Raw genomic sequence first — 23874 nt, 5'->3', positions numbered from 1 at the left:
AGGTTTGGTGCAACCGCACGTGACGCGTGCTTGGTTTTGGGGCGACTGGCAGCCCTCGGGGGGTGCGTTTCGGCGCTCAGATCCGCAGCGGATCAATCTCCAACTGCCACCGCACGCCTTTCACTGTCTTCGTAATCTCCCCAAACCGCTCGGTCCAGGCAGACAACAGCTTCTGCAGCGCAGCGCGAGAAGCCGATTCCACCAGCAGTTGCGCCCGCTCGCGGTTGGCTAGCCGCACCATGGTCATCGGCACCGGATCATGCAGAAATACCGGCGCCCCCAACTCTGCGACGAGGGTTTCGCCCAGCGCCCGGGCAGCGGCGAGGAATTCCAGCGCGCGCGCCACTTCCTTGTGCTCGGTAGTCAGCAACGCCTGGTACGCAAACGGCGGCAACCCGGCCTGCTTGCGCTCACGCAGCAGTTGGCGCGCGAACCCGCCGTAGTCATGGCGCACGAGTGCCTGCAACGCGGGGGCATCCGGATAGCGCGTCTGGATCAGCACCTCGCCCGCCAACCCGGCACGTCCGGCGCGCCCGGCCACCTGCATCAGCGAGGCAAACAGGTGCTCCCCGGCGCGGAAATCATGCGAGAACAGCGACGGGTCTGGCGCCACCACGCCCACCAGCGTCACGCGCTGGAAGTCGTGCCCCTTGGCGACCATCTGCGTGCCGATCAGGATGTCGACGCTGCCTTCGTGCACGGTGTCGAACAGCGCTTCGGCACTGCCCTTGCGGCGCGTGGAATCGGCGTCGATGCGGGCGACACGGGCTTGCGGGAACAGCTCGCCGAGCGTCTCTTCGATGCGCTGGGTACCGCGCCCGAGCGGGGCGATATCGACGTTGCCGCAGTCGGGGCAGTGATGCGGAATGCGCGATTCGTAACCGCAGTGGTGGCAGCGCAGGCGCCGCTCCGGTTTATGCAGCACCAAGTACGCCGAGCACCGCGGGCAACCCGACAGCCAGCCGCACGCATCGCACGAGAGCACCGGCGCATAGCCCCGGCGGTTGAGGAACAGCAGGCTCTGCTCGCCACGCGCGAGGCGATCGGCCATCGCGTCGACGAGCGGTTTGGACAGCCCATCTCGAATCTCGCGCCCGGCGCGCCGCTCCAGATTCAGGTCGATGAGCGACACGCGCGGCAGCACCGCCTCGGCCTGTGCGCGCTGCGACAGCGTCAAGCGCGTGGTGGCGCTCTGCTCCGCGCGCCACCAGGTTTCCAGCGACGGCGTGGCCGACCCCAGCACGACGGGGATGTTGCGCTGCTTGGCCCGCCACAACGCCAGATCGCGTGCGGAGTAGCGCAAGCCCTCCTGCTGCTTGTAGGACGTATCGTGCTCTTCGTCGACGAGAATAAGCGCCAGGTTGGGCAGCGACGCCAGCATCGCCAGCCGGGTGCCGAGCACGATGCGCGCCTCGCCACGATGGGCCGCCAGCCAGTTCAGCGCGCGCGGCTGCTCCGCCAGGCCGCTGTGCAGCGCCGCCATGGGCACGCCCGGAAAACGCGCCGCGATGCGCGCTTCCAACTGCGGCGTCAGGTTGATCTCGGGCACCAGCATCAGCACCTGCGCGTTGGCGTCGCGCGCCAGGGCATCGGCGATGGCGTGCAGGTAGACCTCGGTCTTGCCGCTGCCGGTCACGCCGTAGAGCAGGAACGGGCTGAAGTTGCCGCTCGCCCCGCCCTGCGCGATGGCAGCCACGGCCGCAGCCTGTTCGGCATTCAGTGCGGGCGCGACAGACGGTTCGGGCAATTCCAGCGGTTGCGGTAACAGCGCCTTCGGTCGCAGTTCTGCGCGCAACCAGCCGACGGCGGCCCAGTCGCGCAGCTTGGCCACGGCCTGCCCGTGCAATGCGACGGCAGCGCTCGTGGAAAGCTCGCCGTCGCCAGTCAGCGCTTCAGCCAGCCGCATGGCGCCGGTCGCGCGCTTGGGCACGCTGTCCAGCAACGCGGCGCCGACGGTCGATGCAGGCTCCTGCATCACATAGACGGTTTCGGCGGCTTGGCGCGCGAGGTTGTCCCAGCTACCGGGTGTGCGCCACAGCGGCGGCAGCGCTGGCAACGTCACTTCGCCCAGCGCGCGGTGGTAGTAGCCGGCGGCAAATTCGGCCAGCGCACGCCATTCGGCATTGAGCGGCGGCACCCAGTCGAGCACGCGCTCCAGGTCACGCAGCTTGTCTTGCGGCACCTCGGTGGTGGCGGCGGTTTCCACCACCAATGCCACCACGCGGCGGTTGCCGAACGGCACGACCACCAGTTGCCCCGGCAACACCGGCTGCGCACACCGGTAATCGAACACGGCATCGAGCGGCGTGTCGATCACCACCCGTGCGATCGCGGCTGCGGTCTCGGCACCCGCCACGGCATCGGGAAACACGGTGTCGGCTTGTGCGGTGGTCATCCGAGAGGCAAACGGTTGAATTGCAAAGGAATTGTTGCGGTGCAGCGGCGCATCACGCACCTGGCGAAAGCGCGGCGCCCGTCTCACCTTGCCAGCACAGTGATTGCCATGCCTGACTCAATCTTCAAGTATCACTTGAGGTTTACGCAGTGGCACCCTGATCGGTGGCCGATTTTTAGGTCTATCCACACAGGCTGTGGATAACTTTGTTGAAAAGTCGCCCGCAACGCCCGGGAAAGCCGATGAATCCGCCGTTTTTCTGGCTTGCACGATTTCGGCGCGCACGCCATTCCCTCAAAAAAATCAAACACTTATGCGATGAGCGCACAAACCCGACTGTGTTGCGCCGCGAAAAAAGCCAGCCGCGACAGCTTTGTGCATAAGTCAAGTCTTGACAGTCAGGTTACGCACCAAAGTGCGCGAAATAAATCGCTTGACACCCCTTTGGGGCCAATCTGCGGGCCCGGGCATGCGAGTAGACGCTCACCCTCTTTGCACCAAAGCGGCGAGCGTTCCACTCATGCGCTCGGCTTCACGCACTGCGATGGCTCAATTCAAACGCCATCGCACCGCACCATGACTCTGTTACGCGGCTTTTTTGCGCAGTGCACGACTGAAGCTATGCACCTCATCCACCAGCACCGTGACAGCCTCGGGCGGCGTGAACTGCGAGATACCGTGGCCCAGGTTGAAGATGTGGCCATCGCTGTCGCCGCTGGCAGCGTAGTCTTCCAGCACGCGGCGCACTTGCGCGCGAATGGCGTCGGGTGCCGCAAACAGCACGGTCGGGTCGAGGTTGCCTTGCAGGGCGACGCGGCCGCCAGTGCGCTGGCGGGCAAGCTGCAAGTTGACCGTCCAGTCCACGCCCAGCGCATCGGCGCCGGTCTCGGCCATGGCTTCGAGCCACAGGCCGCCGCCCTTGGTGAACAGGATGACCGGCACGCGCTGGCCGTCGGCCCCGGCGCGGATGCCTTCCACCACGCGCTGCATGTAGGCCAGCGAGAACTCGTGATAGATGCCATCGGCCAGTGCGCCGCCCCAGGTATCGAACACCTGCACGGCCTGGGCGCCGGCCTCGATCTGCGCGTTCAGGTAGTCGATCACGGCCTGCGCGTTGATCTCCAGGATGCGGTGCATCAGGTCCGGGCGCGCGTAGAGCATCGACTTGACGGTGCGGAAGTCGTCCGAGCCGCCACCTTCGACCATGTAGCAGGCCAGCGTCCACGGGCTGCCCGAGAAGCCGATCAGTGGCACGCGCTGGCGGCCGTCCTGCACGAGCGCGCGGCGGATTTCCGCCACCGCATCAAACACGTATTGCAGTTGCGACATGTCGGGCACCGACAGCGCAGCCACATCCGCCTCGGAGCGCACCGGCTTGGCAAAGCGCGGGCCTTCGCCCTGCGCGAACGACAGGCCCAGGCCCATGGCGTCGGGCACGGTCAGGATGTCGGAGAACAGGATGGCCGCGTCCAGCGGATAGCGGTCCAGCGGCTGCAGCGTCACTTCCGTCGCATATGCCGGCGACTTGGCCAAGCCCAGGAAGCTGCCGGCGCGGGCACGCGTGGCGTTGTACTCGGGCAGGTAACGGCCTGCCTGGCGCATCAGCCACAGCGGCGTGTAGTCGGTCGGCTGGCGGCGCAGGGCGCGCAGGAAGGTGTCGTTGGCGAGCGGTGCAGACATGGCGTTGGACTCTTGATGAGGGCGCCATTGTAAGGGATGGTGTTTTTATCCCGGGCTGATCCACGCCAATACTCGGCACAGCTCAGGGCACCTTTTGCGTATCCCCCGCCCGCTGCGGCGGCAGCTTGATCGCCATGGCCTTGAAATCCGGGCTGGTGGTCAGCGTGCCGTGCACCACCCCGCGCGGGATAACGACCAGATCCCCCGCCCGCACCTCACGTGGCGCGTTGTCGAGCCAGAACGTGGCCGTACCGGCCATCACGTACTGAATCTCGTCCGAATATGTATGCGTGTGCTTGGCGACCGTACCCACCTGAACGCCCACCGTGCCGTTGGCGGCGTTCACCAGCGTTTTGGTGCGCAACGTGCCCATTTCGGCGATGACGGGGCCAATTTCCTCCGCCGTCATGCTGCCCATGTTGATGAGCTGCGGGGTGAGCGCGGCCGGCGCCGATGCCTGGGCTAACGCGCCGGTGCAACCAACAAGTACAGCGACGGCGCTGGCCGCCCGAATGCCAACCAGAGTGCGGTGCATGATGCCTCCTCTTTGCGCGGCCGCCGTCGGAGTGCGGCAGTCCGTGGCGATTGTCGCATCGGCGGGCGGGCGCGAAGAGTTAGGGCGATTCCGGAGCGTGCCGTGACGAGGCGGCTTAGCCCGCGCGCAACTTGAACAACCCCACCGTGCGCGCCAGACCCTGTGCCTGCTCGTTGAGCATCGCCGAGGCAGCGGTCGATTGCTCCACCAGCGCCGCGTTCTGCTGCGTGGCCTGGTCCATCTCGGCGACACTGCGGTCGATCTGGCTGATGCCGCTGCTCTGCTCGTGCATCGCCCCGTCGATCTCGCCAATGATGCGGGCGACACGCTCGATGCCGGACACGATCTCCTGCATCGTTGCGCCGGCGGCCTGCACGCGCTGCGCGCCGGTCTTCACGCTGGCCTCCGAGGCCTGGATCAGGTCCTTGATCTCGCGGGCGGCGGTGGCGCTGCGTTGCGCCAGCGTGCGCACCTCACCGGCCACCACGGCAAAGCCGCGGCCATTCTCGCCGGCGCGGGCGGCTTCCACAGCGGCGTTGAGCGCCAGGATGTTGGTCTGGAAGGCAATGCTGTCGATCACGCCAATGATCTCGGTAATACGCGCCGACGACTTGGCAATCTCGTCCATCGTGCTCACGGCGCTGGAGACCACCTCGCCGCCGCGCGTGGCGGCATCGCTCGCGTCGCTCGCCAGGCGCGTGGCCTGCACGGCCGCATCGGCGGAGTTCTTCACGCTGGTGGTCAACTCGGTCAGCGCGGCAGAGGTTTCCTGCAGGTTGCTGGCCGAGACCTCGGTGCGGTTGGAGAGATCGCGGTTGCCCATTTCGATCTCGCCGGTGGCCGACTTCATGCTGTCGACGCTGGCGCGCACTTCCAGCAGCACTTCGCCAATCTTGTCGATGAAGGTGTTGAACGCGGCGCTGATCTGCGCGACTTCGTCATTGCCGACCACGGGCAGGCGGTGCGTCAGGTCACCACCACCGGCGCCAATGGTCTCCATCGCATCGCGCACCTGCGACAGGCGGCGGAACGATTGCGACGTGAAGAACGCGGCGATGCCCACGGCGGCCAGCGTCAGCAGCACCATGGCCACAGCCAGTGCCTTGACGACGTTGCGCAAGCCGGCGGTGGCTTCGGCCTTGTCCAGGGCGATCACCAGATACCAGTCGGTGCCCTGCACGGCCTGCGCCTTGAGCAGCTTGGGCGCGCCGGCCAGTTCCACCTCCAGCGGGGTGCTGGCCTTGGCGAGCGTGGCGAGCGTGTCAGCATTGAGCGATGCGGCCACGTCGGTGGCCGGCTTGAGCATCAGCTTGGCATCGGGGTGGGCGATCACCTGGCCATCCTTGGCGACCACGAAGGCGAGGCTGGAGGGCGTGGGGTGCACGGCCGCCACCACTTCACGCACGCCGTCGAGCGGCACGGCGCCCGAGATGGCGCCGGTCGTTTCACCGTTGTGCACGAGCGGTGCGGCAAACGACACGTACTGCACACCGGTCGACACATCGCCGTAGGGCTTGGTTACGAGCAGCTTGCCGGCTTCGATGGCCTGCTTATACCAGGGCCGCCCGGTCGGGTCGTAGTCCTTGGGCGTAGTGGAGCTGGTGGAGAAGAACGTCTTGTCCGTCCAGCCGATGGTGATGATGGGGAAGCCGTTGGCATTGCCCATGTGCTTGCCAAAGCCTTGCGGATCGCCGTGCTCAACCACCTCGGCGGTGGCCTTCACGGCCTGCGCCTTGGCGGCCACCCACTTGTCGATGGCGAGCGTGTTGCCGCTGGCGATGGCGGCGAGGTTCTGGTCGATCGATTCCATCGTATTGCTGCGCACGATGGAATACGTGGCGGCGCCGGACAGCGCCAGAGCGCCGATCACGGTGGCCGACGAGATGAGGAGAATGCGGGTCCGAAGAGAGGAGATCATGATTCTTATAGGTGGAATGTCCTGCGTGAATCAGACTGCGTGCGGCGTACAGCGCTCGGTGCTACCGTTGCGCCCTCCAGAACGGCGAACCGCGGGCTGTTGGGGGGGCCACTGAGCAAGCTACGGCAGTGTTGGAGCGAACTTGAGGCGCAAAGCAGGAATGGCACCCCCGACGTATGAGGGGTATGTGCGCGCAGTGGGGTTGTTGTGTGAGTGCGCCGAAGTCAACAATGTCAGTTGCCCAGGCATCACGGGCCTTCGCCCTTCCTCTGACAACCGTCACGCATGCAAAAGATTCTTTTGGCCCTCGCTCTGCTTCTGTCCGCCTCAGTTGCCCGCGCCGGACTCGATATCACCGCGCTCAGTGGCCTGACCCAAGTCACCGCACCCACCCTCGATTCCGATGGCCAACCACAGGGAAAGAACCAGGTGATCCTGTCCCCGGTCAACTTCCCCGAGCGTTTCGACGACCTGCAAAGCGGCACGGTCTACGCGTTCAAGTCGTCGTTTGAGTTTCGCGCGGGGTCGTATTCGGGCTACAACGCCTGGCGAAATGAACTTGCCAAGCTGGCCGGCTACAAGGCAAGCCCATACGAATTCCTCGGCAAGACGGAGCTTCGATACGACGCCACTGCGTGGAGGCTTCAGCAGGGGCCGTTCTGGGAGTTGATCAATTTCTCCGACGCAGAAGGCGTCATCGGCCCAATCGCCTGCAAGAAGGTCTATCAGGACTTCATCCAGTACAGCGAAGCGGCTGAAAAGCATCCGGACCCGTATTTCAAGGAGTCCTACGCCGACTGGAAAAAGGCCTTTGAGATGTGCGCCGACAACGGTGCCATCGTGTTTCACTGATAGGCGTGGCGGCCTAGCGAAAGCCGATAGGCTGCCCCTGCTTTCTGGCGTTCCCTCGGATTGTGGGCACCTGAGCGTTGCGGTAGTGTCCTTGGCACCCCACCGGAGCCCCGCGCCATGGCCGTGCTGTTCACCATCCTGAAGATTGCCGTCGTGCTCGTGCTGGTGTCGTCATTGGCCGAGGCGCTGGCGCTGTCGTTCCTGCGCGGCTGGAGCAACTACGACTGGAAAGCCGCTGGCTTGTCAGTGGTCGATTTCCTGGTACGCGAGTACCCACTGCGCTGGCTGTTGCCGATGGCGTTCTGGCTGCAAGGCCTGGACTGGGTCTACCAGCACCGCCTGTGGACCCTGCCGATGGACAACTGGACCGGCTGGGCAGCCTGCTTTCTCGGCCAGGAGTTCTGCTACTACTGGTACCACCGCGCCGCGCACCGCGTGCGCTGGTTCTGGTGCACCCACGCCGTCCACCACTCGCCCAACGATCTGAACCTGTCGGCCGCCTACCGCTTTGGCTGGACGGGCAAGCTGACCGGCACCCTGCTCTTCTTCTCGCTGGCGCCGCTGCTGGGCATGCCGCCGCGCATCGTGCTGATGCTGCTGTCGCTGAACCTGCTGTACCAGTTCTGGATTCACGCGACGTGGATCCCCCGCCTTGGGGCCCTGGAGTGGGTCTTGAACACGCCATCGGCGCACCGCGTGCACCACGCAGCCAACCTGGAATACCTCGACGGCAACTACGGCGGCGTGCTGATCCTCTTCGACCGCCTGTTCGGCACCTACATCCCCGAGCGCAAAGACGTGCCCTGTCGCTATGGCCTGGTGCACCCGCTGCGCACATACAACCTGCTGACCATCGAGTTCAGCCAGTGGCGCGGTTTGTGGCAAGACCTGAAGACCGCCCGCTCGGCACCCGAGGTGTTTGGCTACCTGTTCCGCCCGCCGGGCTGGCGGCCCGATGGCAACGGCGAGACGACGGAGGATTTGCGCCGGCGTGCTGCGCTGGTTGCCGACGAGGGCGCCGTTGTGCCAACCACGGCCGTCGCCAACTGACCACGCCTCACGGCATGCGCAACACCTGCGCCAGATGCCCGTACACGGTCGCAATCCGTCGCAAGTGGCGCGACTCCGGATGCGTCAGCAACCACAGTTCCGACTGGTTCGCGTCCTGCAAGTCCCGCAGCGACACCAGATCACTGCGCGCCTGCGCCATCACCACGGGAAGGATGGCGATGCCCGACCCTATCGCCACCATCTCGGCCGCGATCTGCAGGCTGTTGACGAAGTAGGTGGGGACCACCTTGGGGAAGTGCCGCTTGCGCCAGGCCACGGAGGGGTGCTCCGGAATCGCATCGTCAATGGCAATCCACGGCACACGGCCTGCTTCCACGTCGGCATACGTGGTGTCGCAACCGCGCCCCGCATACAGCCCCACGCGAATCGGCCCCAGGTGTTTGCCGACCAAGTGCTGCGGCGGGCGGCGGGTGGCGCGCACGGCGATGTCGGCATCGCGGCGGGTCAGGCTCGCCAGCTCGTTGCCCACGCGCAGGTCATAGGTCAGGTTTGGGTGCTGCGCTTGCAACGCCTTCAACGCGGGGGCCACCAGGCCGACCAGGATGGTGTCGGTGGTGGTAATGCGCACCGTGCCCGACACCTGATCCGGCGCGGCATGCACCGCAGAGCGTGCGCCCTCCAGCGCGGCCTCCACCTGCTCCGCCCGCTCAGCCAATGATTGCGCCAGCTCGTTGGCCAGATACCCCGTACGCGAGCGCGCAAACAGCGATTGCCCAAGCCCCCGTTCGATACGCTGCAGAGACCGGAACACGGTGGACGCATCCACGCCCAGCCGATCGCCCGCTGCCGCCAGCGTGCCGGTGCGCGCCATCGCCAGCACGACTTCCAGGTCGGCGGCGCTCAGCCGGTATTGCGTTTCTGCATGCATGATTTTCCCTGTCGCCTATTTCATTGGCATGCATGCAATCCTACAGTGTTGATACCGCTGCCGCTGGCACCCCATCGCAGTTGGCGGCTTTCCAACTTGATGGATGAGAAAACGATCATGAAGCTCTACTACTCGGCCGGCGCCTGCTCGCTGGCTGTGCACATCGCCCTGCGTGAAGTCGGCGCCAAGTTTGACGTGACCTCGGTCGACCTTACCAAGCACCTCACCGCCGACGGCACGGATTTCTATACGATCTCGCCGCGCGGCTACGTGCCGCTGCTGGAGCTGGCCGACGGCTCGCGCCACACCGAAGCCGCGGCGCTACTGCAATACGTGGCCGACCTCGACCCGACCCAGGCGCTCATCGGCAAGGCCGGCAGCGCACGCCGCCTGGCCGTGATCGAATGGCTGACCTTCGTCAGCACCGAACTGCACAAGGGCTTCAGCCCGCTCTGGTACAAGGAAACGCCCGACGTCACACGCCAGGGTGCCAAGGACAAGCTGGCCAAGCGCTTTGCTGAACTGGATGCCCGCCTGGCCAAGCAGCCGTATCTGGCGGAGGACTACAGCGTGGCCGATGCCTACGCCTTTACGATACTGAACTGGGCCAACTTCCTGGCACTGCCGATGGGGGCATATCCGAATGTGCAGGCGTACATGGCGCGGGTGGGTGCACGGGCCGCGGCGCAGGAGGCGATGAAGGTGGAAGGGCTGGTGAAGTAACGCGCGACTGCGTTGCTGCGAATGCGAAGCGCTGGGCTGCAAGGTCTGGCGCTTTTTTTGTTTGGTGCGTGAGCCGGCCGCCGGTGATGTCCGGTGGCATGGCCAGCCCGATCCAGGCTTAATCAAAACCGCCTAATCCACCCCCTACACCGCCCAACGTTTGCGGAACGTCTTACAACACATGTCCATGTAGTGGATGGGCTCTATCAACGCAGCATGCCGCACCGCAGCACGCGCATCGCTACAATTTCAGGCTTCGCATTCCGCTGCCCGCAGGTCGTCTCATGTTCAAGCACGTTGTTTTGGCCCTGGCCGTTGTCGCCGCAGGCTTTTCCGCTCTCGCTCGCGCTGAGGTTCGTGGAGCGGGGTCGACCGCTGCTGCGCCGGTCTATCGCGTCTGGTCGGCGGGGTATGCGGCGGCGGCGGGCATCACGCTCAACTACGATGCCGTGGGTTCGGGTGAGGGCATCAAGCGTATCCGCGCAGGTTCGGTGGATTTCGGTGCGTCGGACGTGCCGCTGTCTTCAGCCGATGCGGCCAAGGCGGGCCTGGTGTGCGTGCCGTCGGTGGTGACGGGCGCGGTGCCGTTCATCAACGTGCCGGGCGTGGCGCGCGGCCAGCTCAAGCTGACGGGCGAAGTGCTCGCCCATCTCTTCCTGGGCAAGATCGATAGCTGGGACGCGCCCGAACTGCGCACGCTGAACCCGGGTATGGCGCTGCCCAAGCTGAAGGTTCGCCTCGTAGTGCGCGCCGATGGTTCGGGCACCACGTACCACTTCACGGATTACCTGAGCGCAGTCAGCGCAGACTGGAAGAGCACCTACGGCACCAAGTCAACCATCGCCTGGCCGGCGGACTACCTTGGCGTCAAAGGCAGCGGCGACGTGGTCAAGGCCGTGCAGGCCACCCCCGGCGCCATCGGCTATGTCGACTACAACTACATCCTCGACAACGACCTGAACGCCGTGCAGTTGCGCAACGCGTCCGGCCGCTTTGTCAGCCCGCAGGTGAGCGGCTTCCGCGAAGCCGTGGTGCAAAGCGCCTGGAACCGCAAGGGCGATTTCACCGCGCCGCTGGTCAACCTGCCGGGTGCAGAGACCTGGCCGATCACCATGGGGACCTTCATCGTGGTACCGGCGGTGAGCCAGTCCGGCCCGCGCACGCTGGCGGCGTTGAAGTTTCTGACGTGGGGCTACTTCCACGGCGACGAGCTGGCCGCCAAGGCCAAATTCGTGCCGCTGCCCGAGCGCGTTCAGGCGATTGCGTATCGTGAGTTGGCACGCATTACCGATGCGTCGGGTGCCGCCATCGGCCTGCAAAGCATGCCCGCAAACTGGGGCAAATAAGCGGTAAATGCGTCTTGCCGGTGCAGTCTTTGCACTGGCAACGGCATCGCAGTAGCACCGTTTTGATGCTGCGCAGACAGCGCGCTGAAAGCTTTGCAACAGGGCTGGATTGTTCCTGCGCGTTACCTATAGTGGTCACTCGTTGCGCGAACCAGCCGCGCAAGTCACTGCCACAGCAACGACGGGGAACCGCAATGGGCACCGCCATCGCAGACCAGGACGAACAGATCGACAAGATCGCTCACGACACCGGCGCACCTGCTGATCTCGTCCGCGTTCAGTACCAGGAAACCATGCGCGCATTGTCGGCGGACGCCAGCGTGCACGACTACCTCTCGCTGTTCGTCACACGGCGCGTGCTGGCAGCGTTCCGCCCGCGCCGCGCACCACAACGCTAGTTCCTGCTTATTCCTCGCTGATCATCCCGACGAATGCGTGCGCCGCGCGGCGCATCCATTCGCGTGCGCGCTCGACATCGGGTTGCATGCGCGCAAAGCCGTGCGTCATACCTGACGCTTCAATGGTGATGACCTGCGCGCCGTGCTGCACGAGGTAGTCGGCGTAGTGCAGGCCGTCGTCGCGCAGCACGTCGTGTGCGGCCACGATGACCACCGTGTCGGGCGGCGTGTATTTCGGCGGCTGCGCCATCAGGTAGATGCGCCCGTCCTGCTCAGCCAACGACTTGGTCAGCGCTTCAGCACCGATGAACTTCTCCCAGTACCAGCGCATCTCGTCGCGCGTGAGGCCGGGACCTTGCGCGAAGGCGTTGTAGCTCTCGCTGCCGAAGGCGGGTGTGCTCACCGGATAGACCAGCAGTTGCGCGTTGACGAGGCCCGGGCGCACGCTTGCCGTGGCTTGCACGGCGAGATGCCCGCCCGCGCTATCCCCGCCCACGGCCAGAAAATCGGGATCGCCCCCGAGGTTTGAGCGTTGCTCCGCCAGGTACACCAGCGCATCCCGCGCATCATCGGCCGGCACAGGAAACGGATGTTCGGGCGCAAGGCGATAGTCCACGCTCACGACCGCACAGCCGGTGTCCTGTGCGAGCAGCGCTGCCAGCAGGCGGTGCGTTGTGCGCGGCGCGCCCACCACCCAGCCGCCGCCGTGAAACCACACCAGCATGCGCGGCGTGGCCACGTGCTTCGGTCGAAAGACGATCGCGTCCAGCGTGCGGCCCGGCAGCGGCAGGCTCAGGTCGGATGCTTCAACGCTGTCCGGATCGGGGCGATCGGAGAGCGCGGCAATCGCCTCGAAGCGCTCGCGTTGGGCGGGGGCATCTTCGGGCGCAGGCAACGCGCCAAAGCGCTCGGCAACGCGTTGATAGAACTGCAGGATCTGCGGATCGACGGCCATGGTGCGGATGCTTCGTGCAAGTTTCGATGACCGTCGAAGTGTAGCGCGTGAGCTTCAGCACCCGCCTTAACTTCCACGGTACGTCGAGAAGCCGAACGGACTGAGCAGTAGCGGGATGTGATAGTGCTGCGCCGCGTCCTGCACGCGGAAGACGACGGGCACCTCGGGGAAGAACGTGGCCGTGTGATGCGCGCTGAAGTAATCGCCGGTATGGAAGGTCGCACGGTAGTCGCCAGCAGCAAGCGGCTGGTCCGCTTTCAGTAGCGTCTTGATGCGGCCGTCGGCATCGGTCGTGCCGCGGGCGATGGTGTGCCAGGCACCGCCCGTACGGGCCTCTAGCGTGACGCGCATGTCGGCTGCGGGTGTGCCGGTTTGCTGATCGAGCACGTGCACGCTCAGACCGCCTTCAGCAGCAACCGCCAGGGACGATGCAGCGGCCAGGGCGATGGTCGAGATCCAGTGTCGGAATGGCATGGGGGCTCCTTGAAAGTTGGAGCCCAAAGCCTAGGTGAAACGCTCTCGGTTTACCGTCATAAATGGTGGCGCTTTCAGGCGCGCTCGCCGATACCGAGTCGCCAGTGCTCGATCTTGGTACAGCGGTCCTGCACGGCAGGTATACCGGCGGCGCGCGCGGCGGCCATGGCCTCATCGTTGACGATGCCAAGCTGCACCCAGATGCCCCCCACACCCACGGCAATGGCTTCCTGCACAACGGGCAGCACCTGCTCTGCGCGGCGGAAGATGTCGACCAGGTCGATGCGCTGGCCGGCGGCCGCCAGTGTTGTCGCCGCTTCGGCCAGCGTGCCGTAGCACGGCTCGCCCAGCACGTCTTCGCCGGCGTGCTGCGGGTTGACCGGCACGATGCGATAGCCGGCCTGCTGCAGATAGCGCGCCACGTCATAGCTCGGCCGCGTGGGGCGCGGTGAGAGACCCACCACGGCGATGGTCTTGCCGGACAGCAGCCGGCGCATGATGGCTTGTTCGTCGACGTAGGAAGGACTGGCGGACATGGCGGACAGATAGCGCGTGTTCAGGTGGTGGGCCGCTTGCACGCGGCACCCAGATCATCGACCCGCACAGCGGCACGGAACGCGCCCGATGAATACGGGCCCACTTCATACGGCCCGTAGTGCACGACGATGCGGTCTCCTTGGAGCGTAAACGGAAACGCCGGGTTACGCAGATCCTTCTCTTTGAGCACGCCGCGCGTGGCTTCGGGCGCGCCTTCGCGTTTGAGCGCATCGACGATCTGCGTATTGAAGCTTTGCAGGCAGGTGGGCGTCGGGTTCAGTACATCCGCCAGGGTGATCGGCTGGAAACCCTGCGCGCTGCGTCGCCAGTTGCCCGCCGTGAAGCCGTAGTTGCCGTGCGCACCACCGCTGTACGCCCAGACCATGCGCAGCAGGCTCACCGTGTCGCCCAGGCCGACGGCGCTGATGCGGATGACGCATTCGGTGTCGTACTGGTCGCAGCGGTTGACGCGCAGCGATTGCACCAGCGCATCAACGGCCGCATCGCCGGTCACGGGGTAGCGCTCGGTGATGGTGGCCTGGCCGGCGGTGCCGGTCACTTCGCGATAGCGCGCTACGCGCTTGAGCGTGAAGGGCTGACTGCGGCCGCCGTCGCTCCAAGTGCCGGTGGCGGCAGTGCCGTCGGCCGACAGCGCGCCGGAGAGCGTACCGCCCTCGCGCACGATGGGCTGCCCGCTGGCATCGAGTGCATCGGCGCGCTCACGCCACACGAAGCGGCGCTCGGGCGCGTTGCGGCCTTCGATGGTCCACATGGTACGGCCTTGGGGGCGATCGTCGTAGGCGTCGCCGGTGAGCGTGTCCGCGACCGGGTCCTTGTCTTGGTCACGCGCCTTGGGAGGCGGGTCGTACACGCTCAGCCAGATGTTCCAGCCGGGGTTGTCGGCGCCCTTGCCGACCGTGCCTTGCCAGAACGTGCCGGCGTGGCGTTCGCGTGACTCCTGCGGTTTTGTAAGGGGGGTGGCTGGCGTGGAAGCAACAGGTGCAGAAGCGGCAGATGCATTTGCGGGCGCCGTAGACGGCGCGGAGGCCGCTTCGCCCGCGGCATGTGCCGAACCGACCGCGCAGACTGCCGCCATCAAGGTAACAAAAACGCCGCCTCCGGCCGATTTCCGTGCTGCCGAATGCGCCCAACAATGCACCGTCTGCCTGTGCATGCTTCCCTCCTATGACCCAACACCCCAGACGGGTCCGCACGTGGCAGGCCCGCCTATCCTCAAGCCCCGCGCCCCTGCGCGGCAAAGTCGTGGGACTGTGCAGGTGCAGCAGACGTTCCCCAGAACGTGCTTTCCAGCGCTTGTTGCACCACGCCAGGCGGGTTCTTACAGCACTTGCATTCGATTGCAATCCGACACATTTTGTTACGCCTTGTGGCCCCCTCGTCGCCCACAATGCCTCGGCACGCGACGTCTTTGTGTCCAATTGTTGTGCGCCAGCCGGGTTCTCTTCCCAGCAATGCGGCGCACACCAGACACGGTTGCGCTGCGAGGTTACCCCTTCCTTTCGAATTGACCCCTCGAAGGGATTTCCCGTCCGCGCGGTGCTCCCCGGCCCGCGCGCTTTTTTTTGCCTGCGCACTTTGCGTAAGCACCCCCTCACGGGTGAGCACGGTCCGTGCCGCCGCAGGGTCACCCCCCCCGATACACGCCCTTACAAAGCCAGGTCGACCCTTCGCCGCCTGCTGCGTTAAATGGAGACATCCACGCGGCACGTGCCGCCACAAAAACGAGGGCTCATCATGTCCACCACTCCATCCCGCCGTTCTCTCCCTCTCTCCGGTGTGCGGCTGCCGCACGTGTTGCGCGCCGTGGGTATTGCCGCGGTGCTGCTGGTCTGTGGGTCGCGCGCGGCGCTGGCCGCTGATCCGGCGTCGCGCGTTGCGCGGCTGTCTGACTTTTCGGGTGCGGTGAGCTTTGCGCCTGCAGGCTCCGACGACTGGGCCGGCGCCACCCTCAACCGCCCATTCACGACCGGCGACCGACTCTGGTCCGACCAAGGCAGCCGCAGCGAACTGCACGTCGGCTCCACCGCGCTGCGCCTGGGGCAAAACACCGGCGCCACGCTGGTCGACCTGGATGATCGCAATACGCAAGTCAAGCTGATGCAGGGCGCCTTGTCGGTACGCGTGCGGGCGTTGCCGCCCGATCAGACCATCGAGATTGATACGCCGAACCTCGCCTTCACACCTCAGGCGCCGGGTGAGTACCGCCTCGACGTGGCCCCCGATGGTTCCAGCACCACCGTCACTGTCTGGCACGGTCAGGGCACGGCCTACGGCGACGATCGTTCGACCCCGCTGGGCGCGGGCCAGCAGATCCGCTTTGGCGGCACGGACCTGGCCGAGGCCGGTGGCATGGACAACCCCGGCCGCGATGGCTTCGATCGCTGGGCCGAGTCGCGCGACGCGCGTGAAGATGCTTCCATCTCGGCCCGTTACGTCGGCCGCGAAATGACCGGCTACGAAGCCCTGGACGGCTACGGCTCATGGCGCGAGGAAGACGGCTACGGCGCCGTATGGGTGCCGAGCGCGGTGCCAACCGGCTGGGCGCCGTATCGCACGGGCCACTGGGCATGGGTCGCACCGTGGGGCTGGACCTGGGTCGACGATCAGCCGTGGGGTTTCGCGCCGTTCCACTATGGCCGCTGGGCCTATGTGGGCGCGACGTGGTGCTGGGTTCCAGGGCCGGTGGTACCGCGTCCGGTGTATGCGCCGGCGCTGGTCGGTTTTGTGGGCGGCGGCGGTGGCGGCGGTGTGAGCTGGGGCATCAACATCTCGATCGGCTCACCGGGCGTCGCGTGGTTCCCGCTGGCGCCAGGCGAGGCGTATCGCCCCGTGTATGCCGCCAGCCCCACCTACGTCACCAACATCAACAAGACGGTGGTGGTGAACAACGTCACGGTCAACAAGACCATCATCAACAACAACGTGACCAACATCACCAACGTGAACCGGGTCACGTATGTCAACGCCAACAACCCCGCCGCGCTGACGGCCATACCCGCCAAGACATTCGTGAGCGGCCAACCGGTCGGCCCGGCGATGACGACACTGCGCCCCGAGCAGATGCGCGCGCAACTCGCGCATGCGCAGATCGTGTCGACGCCGGCGCTGGCTCCGGTGAAGGCCAGCCTGGTGGGCGCGGCGGCCGCCAATGGCGCGCACCCGTTGCCGCCGGCACAGGTGTTCTCGCGGCAAGCCATTGCGGTGCGCGCACCGCAGGCGCTGGCGGGTGGGCACGATGCATTGGCCGAGCGCTTCCACGCCCAAGGCGGCACGTTGGCCGGCGCCGGCCCGGTGTGGACGGGCGGCAATGCCCCCGCGCACATCGCACCGGTACGTGGCCCCGCCAATGCCGGCGCTCAACCGATGCCGGTGGGTGCGCAGGCGGCTGGTCTGCGCCTCACGCGCGCCACACCGGCCAACATGCCGCATGGTGAAGGTGCGCCGCGCCCAGGCAACGAACCCAATGGCCCGCGCGGTGCCAACAACGAGCCGATGCCGGGGAATGCACAAGCCCCGCATGGTGCGCAGCCGCCTGCGCAGCAAGCCTTCACGGCGCCGGGCACGACCACGCGCCCTGGACAACAACCCGGTGCACAGCCCCCGCAGGAGCAACGTCGTGGTGAGGAGCGCGCCGTCTTGCCCAAGACCGCACTGCCCCCGCAGTCGCCCGCCGGGATGACGTCACGTCCGCAGTCGCAGGAAGGCGTACGCGGCGAGGAGCATCGTCCGGTGCAGGCGCAACAGCCACAACCGCGCCCCGCTGAAGTCATCCGGCCGACCGCACCCGCTCCGCAGGAACGCCCGCGCTCAGAGCCGCAAGCACAACCGCGTCCTGAGCCGCGTCAGCCTGAGCAGCACTTCGAAGCGCCGCGCCCATCGGCACAGCCGCCGCGTCCGGTGGAAATTCACCCGTCGCAACCGCTGCCTCGGCCCGAACCGCGTCCGGAGTCGCCGCGTCCGCAGCCCCAGCCGCAACCTCAACCGCCGCACGTCGAGCATCATGAAGCCGCGCCCGCACAGCAGCCTCACCCACAAGGCCAAGGCGGCGGCCACAACGAGCAGCACCGTGAAGAGGACCACCGCTAAGCAGCAGTAGCGACAGGCAACAAAAAAGCAGCCCGTTTGGGCTGCTTTTTCTTGGGTCATACCGACCTGCCAGGCAGATCGGCAATCACCGGCGTTCAGCGCTTGCGACGCAGTCGCGCGATCGCTGCCAACTGCGCAGCGGCCACGGCCAGTTCACCTTGGGCACGAGCCAGATCGATGTCGCTGCTTTGGTTCTGCAGCGCCTCTTCGGCCGCACGCTTGGCTTCGTTCGCCTTGGCTTCGTCCAGGTCGTGACCGCGGATTGCGGTATCGGCCAGCACGGTCACCTTCTTCGGCTGCACTTCGAGAATGCCACCGGCAACGAACACGAACTCTTCGCCGCCATCTTCCTTCTCGATGCGCACGGCGCCCGGCTTGATGCGCGTGATCAGCGGCGTGTGGCCGGGCAGAATGCCCAGCTCACCAGCCTCACCCGGCAGTGCCACAAACTTGGCATTGCCGGAGAAGATCTCGTGCTCAGCGCTGACGACGTCTACATGAATGGTTGCCATCTCGATTCCTTTGCTCAGAAAAGCGGCTCTCCGAGAATGTCAGAAAGCCAGTACTGGCCCAGCGTTACACGTACATGCGCGCACCGGGCCAGACATCGCTCTTACTGGAGCTTCTTGGCCTTCTCGAAGGCTTCGTCGATCGAGCCGACCATGTAGAACGCCTGTTCCGGCAGGTGATCGCACTCGCCGTCCACCAGCATCTTGAAGCCGCGGATGGTTTCCTTCAGCGGCACGTACTTGCCCGGCGAACCCGTGAACACTTCTGCCACGTGGAACGGCTGCGACAGGAAACGCTGGATCTTACGGGCGCGGCCCACAGCCAGCTTGTCTTCAGGCGACAGTTCGTCCATGCCCAGAATCGCGATGATGTCGCGCAGTTCCTTGTAGCGCTGCAGCGTCTTCTTCACGCGGTCGGCCACTTCGTAGTGCTCTTGGCCCACGACTTGCGGGTCGAGCTGGCGCGAGGTCGAGTCGAGCGGATCCACTGCGGGGTAGATACCCAGTGCAGCGATGTCACGCGACAGCACGACGGTCGAGTCCAGGTGCAGGAAGGTCGTAGCCGGCGACGGGTCGGTCAAGTCATCGGCAGGCACGTACACGGCCTGGATCGACGTGATCGAGCCGGTCTTGGTCGACGTAATACGTTCCTGCAGCTTGCCCATTTCTTCAGCCAGCGTCGGCTGATAGCCCACGGCGGAAGGCATACGGCCCAGCAGTGCCGACACTTCGGTACCGGCCAGCGTGTAGCGGTAGATGTTGTCGACGAAGAACAGGATGTCACGGCCTTCGTCGCGGAAGCGCTCGGCCATCGTCAGGCCGGTCAGCGCCACGCGCAGACGGTTGCCCGGCGGCTCGTTCATCTGGCCGAACACCATGGCCACCTTGTCGAGCACGTTGGAGTCCTTCATTTCGTGGTAGAAGTCGTTGCCCTCACGGGTACGCTCGCCCACGCCAGCAAACACCGACAAGCCCGAGTGCTGCTTGGCGATGTTGTTGATCAGCTCCATCATGTTCACGGTCTTGCCGACGCCGGCGCCACCGAACAGACCCACCTTACCGCCCTTGGCGAACGGGCAGACCAAGTCGATCACCTTGATGCCGGTTTCCAGCAGGTCCACCGACGGCGACAGTTCGTCGAACTTCGGGGCCTTCTGGTGAATCGCGCGCTTTTCGTCGCAGGCGATCGGGCCGGCTTCATCGATCGGACGACCCAGCACGTCCATGATGCGGCCCAGCGTGCCGTGACCGACCGGCACCGAGATCGGCGCGCCGGTGGTGGCCACGCGCATGCCGCGGCGCAGACCGTCGGACGAACCCAGTGCAATGGTACGCACCACGCCGTCGCCTAGCTGTTGTTGCACTTCGAAGGTCAGGCCCTTCTCGGCGAACGAGGCTTCGTTGCTGTCATCCAGCACCAGCGCGTCGTAAACCTTCGGCATCGCGTCACGCGGGAACTGAATGTCCACCACGGCGCCGATGCACTGCACGATATTTCCGTTTGCGATACTCATGTGTATCTCCAATAACTTAATGCTTTGCCGTGGGCGTCAGACCGCTGCCGCGCCGCTGACGATTTCGGACAGTTCCTTCGTGATCGCTGCCTGACGGGTCTTGTTGTAGACCAGTTGCAGTTCGCCGATCACGTTCTTCGCGTTGTCCGAAGCCGCCTTCATCGCCACCATCCGGGCCGATTGCTCGGAGGCCATGTTCTCGGCCACCGCTTGGTACACCAGCGCCTCGACGTAGCGGATCAGCAGCTCGTCGACCACCGTTTGTGCGTCCGGCTCGTAGATGTAGTCCCACGAGTAGGCTTGCTTCTCGGCGTCGGTCTGCGTCAGCTTGTCGGCCGTGAGCGGCAGCAGCTGCTCAACCACCGGCTCCTGCTTCATCGTGTTGATGAAGCGGGTGTACGCAAGGTACACAGCATCGATCTCACCAGCAGTGAACGCATCGAGCTGAACCTTGATCGCGCCGATCAGCTTTTCCAGATGCGGCGTGTCACCCAGGTGCACGACGTTCGAGACGACCTTCGCGCCAATACGGCCGAGGAACTGCATACCCTTGGTACCGATGGCCGTGGCCTGCGTCTCAATGCCCTTGCCCTGCTGCTCGCGCAGCTGGTTGGTGACGGCGCGCAGCACGTTGGTGTTCAAGCCACCGCACAGGCCCTTGTCCGTCGTCACCACGATCAGGCCGGCACGCTTGATGTCGCGCTCCACCATGAACGGGTGCTTGTACTCCGGATTGGCCAACGCCATGTGCGCAGCCACGTTGCGGATCTTCTCAGCGTACGGGCGGGCAGCACGCATCCGTTCCTGCGCCTTGCGCATCTTGGATGCGGCGACCATTTCCATCGCCTTGGTGATCTTGCGCGTGTTTTGCACGCTCTTGATCTTGGTGCGGATTTCTTTTGTTCCGGCCATTTCTTCCTCTCCGTTCAGTCCTGGCCACGCAGGCCGAATTTCTCAACCTCGTGTGGCCAGTTCCGGGAATGACGCGGTTAGAACGCGGCGGACTTCTTGAAATCCTCGATCGCGGCACGCAGGGCGGCCTCATCGTCCTTCGACAGATCCTTCGTATCTTCGATGCGGTTGATGAGATCGGCGTACTTCGTCTTCAGCGTGTCGTGCAGGCCCTTTTCGAAAGCCAGGATGTCCTTCACGTCCACGTTGTCGAGGAAGCCGTTGTTGGCTGCGTACAGCGACGCGGCCAGCTGCCACACTTGCAGCGGCTGGTATTGCGGCTGCTTGAGCAGTTCGGTCACGCGGCGGCCGCGCTCGAGCTGCTTGCGGGTCGCTTCGTCCAGGTCGGAAGCGAACTGCGCGAACGCAGCCAGTTCACGGTACTGGGCCAAGTCGGTACGGATACCGCCGGACAGCTTCTTGATGACCTTGGTCTGAGCGGCACCACCCACACGCGACACCGAGATACCGGCGTTGATAGCGGGGCGCACACCTGCGTTGAACAGGTCGGTTTCCAGGAAGATCTGGCCGTCGGTAATCGAGATCACGTTGGTCGGCACAAACGCGGACACGTCGCCGGCCTGCGTTTCGATCACGGGCAGTGCGGTCAGCGAACCGGTCTTGCCCTTGACTTCACCGTTGGTGATCTTTTCGATGTGGTCAGCGTTCACACGGGCAGCACGCTCCAGCAGGCGCGAGTGCAGGTAGAACACGTCGCCCGGGTAGGCTTCACGGCCAGGCGGACGGCGCAGCAGCAGCGAAACCTGACGGTAGGCCCAAGCTTGCTTGGTCAGATCGTCATACACGATCAGAGCGTCTTCACCACGGTCGCGGAAGTATTCGCCCATCGTGCAGCCGGCGTAGGCCGACAGGTACTGCATCGCAGCGGAATCCGAAGCGGCAGCCGCCACCACGATCGTGTATTCCAGCGCGCCGTGCTCTTCGAGCTTGCGCACCACGTTGGCGATCGTCGAAGCCTTCTGGCCGATTGCCACGTACACGCAGAAGATGCCCTTGCCCTTCTGGTTGATGATGGCATCGACGGCCACGGCGGTCTTGCCGGTCTGGCGGTCGCCAATGATCAGCTCACGCTGGCCACGGCCGATCGGCACCATCGCGTCGATCGACTTCAGACCGGTCTGCACCGGCTGGCTCACCGACTGACGTGCGATCACGCCCGGAGCGACCTTCTCGATCACGTCCGTCTTCTTGGCGTTGATCGGGCCCTTGCCGTCGATCGGCTGGCCCAGTGCGTTGACCACGCGGCCCAGCAGTTCCGGACCAACCGGCACTTCCAGAATGCGGCCCGTGCACTTGACTTCCTGGCCTTCGGAAATGTGCTCGTACTCACCCAGGATCACGGCGCCGACGGAGTCGCGCTCGAGGTTCAGCGCGAGGCCGAACGTGTTGCCCGGGAATTCCAGCATTTCGCCTTGCATCACGCCCGACAGGCCATGAATGCGGCAGATACCGTCCGTCACGGAGATGACCGTGCCGGTGTTCTTTGCGTCAGCGCCAGCCTTCAAGCCCTCGATACGGGTCTTGATCAGGTCGCTGATCTCGGAGGGGTTCAGTTGCATCGAATGCTCCTAATTCTTCAATCTGTCCGCGGGCAATCTCATCGGCGCCTCGCGGAACAGCATTACGCGGCGGTCAGCGCAGACTGCATCTGCGTCAGGCGCGCGCGCACCGAGGTGTCGAGCACTTCGTCGCCAATCTGCACACGCACGCCGCCGATCAACGAAGGATCGACACTTACGTGAGCCTGCAGCTTCTTGCCGAACTTGTGTTCGAGCGTGGCGACCAGTTCGGTCAGGGGCGCGCCCTCAAGCGGGAACGCACTGGTGATCTCGACGTCGGCGGCGCCTTCGCTGGCATTCCGCAGCACATGGAATTGCGCGGCAATTTCCGGCAGCAGCGACAGGCGCTTGTTGGCCACCAGCAGGCCAACCAGTTCCTTCGCCTCATGCGATACCGGAGATTTCAACGCCGACAGGAAGATCCCCGCCACATCGGCTTTGGAGAGCTTCGGATCATCGGCGATTGCCTTCATGTCGGGCACGGCGGCGACTTGCCCCATTTCCGACACGAGCTCAGACCATGCACCCAGATTGCCGGCCTTCGCTACGCGAAACAGCGCCTCTGCGTACGGACGGGCAACGGTTGCGAGTTCTGCCATGATTACAGCTCAGCCTTGAGTTGATTGAGCAGATCAGAGTGCACCTGCGCATTGACTTCACGCTTGAGGATCTGCTCGGCACCCTTCACAGCCAGCGTGGCAACCTGGTCACGCAGCGATTCACGCGCGCGCACGGTTTGCTGCTCGGCTTCGGCCTTGGCTTGCGCGATGATGCGTGCAGCTTCAGCTTGGGCGTTTTGCTTGATCTCGTCGGCGCTCATCTGGGCACGCTTTTCAGCGTCCGCGATGCGCTGCGCGCCTTCATTGCGCGCTTCGGTCAGTGCCTGCTCGACCCGCTTGTTGGCCAGCTCCAGCTCAGCCTTGCCCTTATCGGCAGCGGCCAGGCCATCGGCAATTTTCTTTGCGCGTTCGTCGAGCGCCTTCACCAGGGGCGGCCAAATGAACTTGGCAACAACCCACCACAGGATGAAGAACACGACCATCTGCGCAACGAGTGTGGCGTTCAGGTTCATGGTGTGTTCCTTTCGGTATTGAGACTACGGATCAATGCACGAAGCGGCGAGGGACACGCAGAGCGTTCACCCAAGCCGCCTCCGGCATCATGCAGACCGAAAAGAATTACTTGATGACCGACAGCAGCGGGTTGGCGAACGCGAACAGCATGGCCACACCAACGCCGATCAGGAATGCCGCGTCGATCAGGCCAGCCAGCAGGAACATCTTGGTTTGCAGCGGGTTCATCAGCTCAGGCTGACGTGCGCAGGCTTCGATGTACTTGCCGCCCATCAGTGCGATGCCGAGGCAGGCGCCGATAGCACCCAGGCCGATGATGATGCCGATACCGATGGCGGTCAGACCTTGGATGTTGGCGAGAAATGCTTGCATGATGACTCCCTTTTAC

22 protein-coding genes are annotated in these 23874 nt (G+C 65.0%); 6 read left to right on the top strand and 16 right to left on the bottom strand.

What is annotated here, in order from left to right; genetic code table 11:
- Nucleotides 1-76: 76 nt before the first annotated feature.
- The 4 genes from C404_RS54085 to C404_RS54070 form a co-directional block, all read right to left on the bottom strand.
- Nucleotides 77-2395, bottom strand: coding sequence for a primosomal protein N' (locus C404_RS54085; RefSeq protein WP_031330080.1), 2319 nt, complete (start codon nucleotides 2393-2395; stop codon nucleotides 77-79).
- 585 nt (nucleotides 2396-2980) lie between these two features.
- Nucleotides 2981-4075 carry a uroporphyrinogen decarboxylase gene (gene hemE / locus C404_RS54080; protein WP_021197179.1) on the bottom strand — a complete coding sequence of 365 codons (1095 nt, stop codon included), beginning with the start codon at nucleotides 4073-4075 and terminating at the stop codon, nucleotides 2981-2983.
- Between the two features lie 82 nt (nucleotides 4076-4157).
- Nucleotides 4158-4610, bottom strand: a complete 453-nt coding sequence (locus C404_RS54075; protein WP_021197178.1) for a cupin domain-containing protein — start codon at nucleotides 4608-4610, stop codon at nucleotides 4158-4160.
- A gap of 115 nt (nucleotides 4611-4725) precedes the next feature.
- A complete protein-coding gene (locus C404_RS54070; RefSeq protein WP_021197177.1) occupies nucleotides 4726-6528 on the bottom strand; it encodes a methyl-accepting chemotaxis protein in 1803 nt (600 codons plus the stop codon).
- Nucleotides 6529-6813: 285 nt separating this feature from the next.
- Between C404_RS54070 and C404_RS0130420 the strand changes: the two genes are divergently transcribed.
- Both C404_RS0130420 and C404_RS54065 read left to right on the top strand, forming a co-directional pair.
- Nucleotides 6814-7380 carry a hypothetical protein gene (locus C404_RS0130420; protein WP_064496254.1) on the top strand — a complete coding sequence of 189 codons (567 nt, stop codon included), beginning with the start codon at nucleotides 6814-6816 and terminating at the stop codon, nucleotides 7378-7380.
- Between the two features lie 117 nt (nucleotides 7381-7497).
- Nucleotides 7498-8430: a sterol desaturase family protein gene (locus C404_RS54065; RefSeq protein WP_021197175.1), complete on the top strand. Its 933-nt coding sequence runs from the start codon at nucleotides 7498-7500 to the stop codon at nucleotides 8428-8430.
- A 7-nt stretch (nucleotides 8431-8437) separates the two neighbouring features.
- Here the strand turns inward: C404_RS54065 and C404_RS54060 are convergent, their stop codons facing one another.
- Nucleotides 8438-9319 (bottom strand): LysR family transcriptional regulator, encoded by an 882-nt coding sequence (locus C404_RS54060; protein ID WP_021197174.1) that lies wholly within the window; start codon nucleotides 9317-9319, stop codon nucleotides 8438-8440.
- Between the two features lie 117 nt (nucleotides 9320-9436).
- Here C404_RS54060 and gstA point away from each other — a divergent pair, with 117 nt between their 5' ends.
- From gstA to C404_RS54045, 3 genes are all read left to right on the top strand, one after another.
- On the top strand, nucleotides 9437-10042 hold the full coding sequence (gene gstA, locus C404_RS54055; RefSeq protein ID WP_031330077.1) for a glutathione transferase GstA: 606 nt from the start codon (nucleotides 9437-9439) through the stop codon (nucleotides 10040-10042).
- 284 nt (nucleotides 10043-10326) lie between these two features.
- Nucleotides 10327-11388, top strand: coding sequence for a phosphate ABC transporter substrate-binding protein PstS (pstS, locus tag C404_RS54050; protein ID WP_021197172.1), 1062 nt, complete (start codon nucleotides 10327-10329; stop codon nucleotides 11386-11388).
- 194 nt (nucleotides 11389-11582) lie between these two features.
- Nucleotides 11583-11786, top strand: coding sequence for a DUF3562 domain-containing protein (locus C404_RS54045; protein WP_021197171.1), 204 nt, complete (start codon nucleotides 11583-11585; stop codon nucleotides 11784-11786).
- A gap of 7 nt (nucleotides 11787-11793) precedes the next feature.
- On the opposite strand, the gene C404_RS54040 is transcribed toward C404_RS54045, so the two are convergent.
- The 4 genes from C404_RS54040 to C404_RS54025 all read right to left on the bottom strand — a co-directional run bounded on the left by C404_RS54040 (nucleotide 11794) and on the right by C404_RS54025 (nucleotide 14848).
- Nucleotides 11794-12741 (bottom strand): alpha/beta hydrolase, encoded by a 948-nt coding sequence (locus C404_RS54040; protein ID WP_021197170.1) that lies wholly within the window; start codon nucleotides 12739-12741, stop codon nucleotides 11794-11796.
- Between the two features lie 66 nt (nucleotides 12742-12807).
- On the bottom strand, nucleotides 12808-13215 hold the full coding sequence (gene uraH, locus C404_RS54035; protein ID WP_021197169.1) for a hydroxyisourate hydrolase: 408 nt from the start codon (nucleotides 13213-13215) through the stop codon (nucleotides 12808-12810).
- Nucleotides 13216-13289: 74 nt separating this feature from the next.
- A complete protein-coding gene (locus tag C404_RS54030) occupies nucleotides 13290-13751 on the bottom strand; it encodes a CoA-binding protein (protein ID WP_031330076.1) in 462 nt (153 codons plus the stop codon).
- 20 nt (nucleotides 13752-13771) lie between these two features.
- Entirely contained in the window at nucleotides 13772-14848 is a 1077-nt protein-coding gene (locus C404_RS54025; protein WP_021197167.1) for an RsiV family protein, read from the bottom strand.
- Nucleotides 14849-15507: 659 nt separating this feature from the next.
- Between C404_RS54025 and C404_RS54020 the strand changes: the two genes are divergently transcribed.
- Entirely contained in the window at nucleotides 15508-17859 is a 2352-nt protein-coding gene (locus C404_RS54020; protein ID WP_031330073.1) for a DUF6600 domain-containing protein, read from the top strand.
- A gap of 95 nt (nucleotides 17860-17954) precedes the next feature.
- Here the strand turns inward: C404_RS54020 and C404_RS54015 are convergent, their stop codons facing one another.
- From C404_RS54015 to atpE, 7 genes are all read right to left on the bottom strand, one after another.
- A complete protein-coding gene (locus tag C404_RS54015) occupies nucleotides 17955-18371 on the bottom strand; it encodes a F0F1 ATP synthase subunit epsilon (protein ID WP_021197165.1) in 417 nt (138 codons plus the stop codon).
- A 101-nt stretch (nucleotides 18372-18472) separates the two neighbouring features.
- Nucleotides 18473-19876: a F0F1 ATP synthase subunit beta gene (gene atpD, locus C404_RS54010; protein ID WP_037012562.1), complete on the bottom strand. Its 1404-nt coding sequence runs from the start codon at nucleotides 19874-19876 to the stop codon at nucleotides 18473-18475.
- 42 nt (nucleotides 19877-19918) lie between these two features.
- The gene (gene atpG / locus C404_RS54005; RefSeq protein ID WP_021197163.1) at nucleotides 19919-20794 is read right to left on the bottom strand and encodes a F0F1 ATP synthase subunit gamma; all 876 of its coding nucleotides are present in this window, start codon (nucleotides 20792-20794) and stop codon (nucleotides 19919-19921) included.
- 77 nt (nucleotides 20795-20871) lie between these two features.
- Entirely contained in the window at nucleotides 20872-22413 is a 1542-nt protein-coding gene (gene atpA / locus C404_RS54000; protein ID WP_021197162.1) for a F0F1 ATP synthase subunit alpha, read from the bottom strand.
- Nucleotides 22414-22475: 62 nt separating this feature from the next.
- Entirely contained in the window at nucleotides 22476-23012 is a 537-nt protein-coding gene (locus tag C404_RS53995) for a F0F1 ATP synthase subunit delta (RefSeq protein WP_021197161.1), read from the bottom strand.
- Nucleotides 23013-23014: 2 nt separating this feature from the next.
- Nucleotides 23015-23485, bottom strand: a complete 471-nt coding sequence (locus tag C404_RS53990; protein ID WP_013210897.1) for a F0F1 ATP synthase subunit B — start codon at nucleotides 23483-23485, stop codon at nucleotides 23015-23017.
- Between the two features lie 106 nt (nucleotides 23486-23591).
- Complete coding sequence (atpE, locus tag C404_RS53985; RefSeq protein ID WP_003262709.1) at nucleotides 23592-23858, bottom strand: F0F1 ATP synthase subunit C; 267 nt, start codon at nucleotides 23856-23858, stop codon at nucleotides 23592-23594.
- Nucleotides 23859-23874: the final 16 nt, after the last annotated feature.

Source organism: Ralstonia sp. AU12-08 (assembly GCF_000442475.1).
Lineage (GTDB): Bacteria > Pseudomonadota > Gammaproteobacteria > Burkholderiales > Burkholderiaceae > Ralstonia > Ralstonia insidiosa.
Note: the sequence above shows the minus strand (reverse complement) of the source record. Positions and strands in the feature narration are given on the sequence as shown.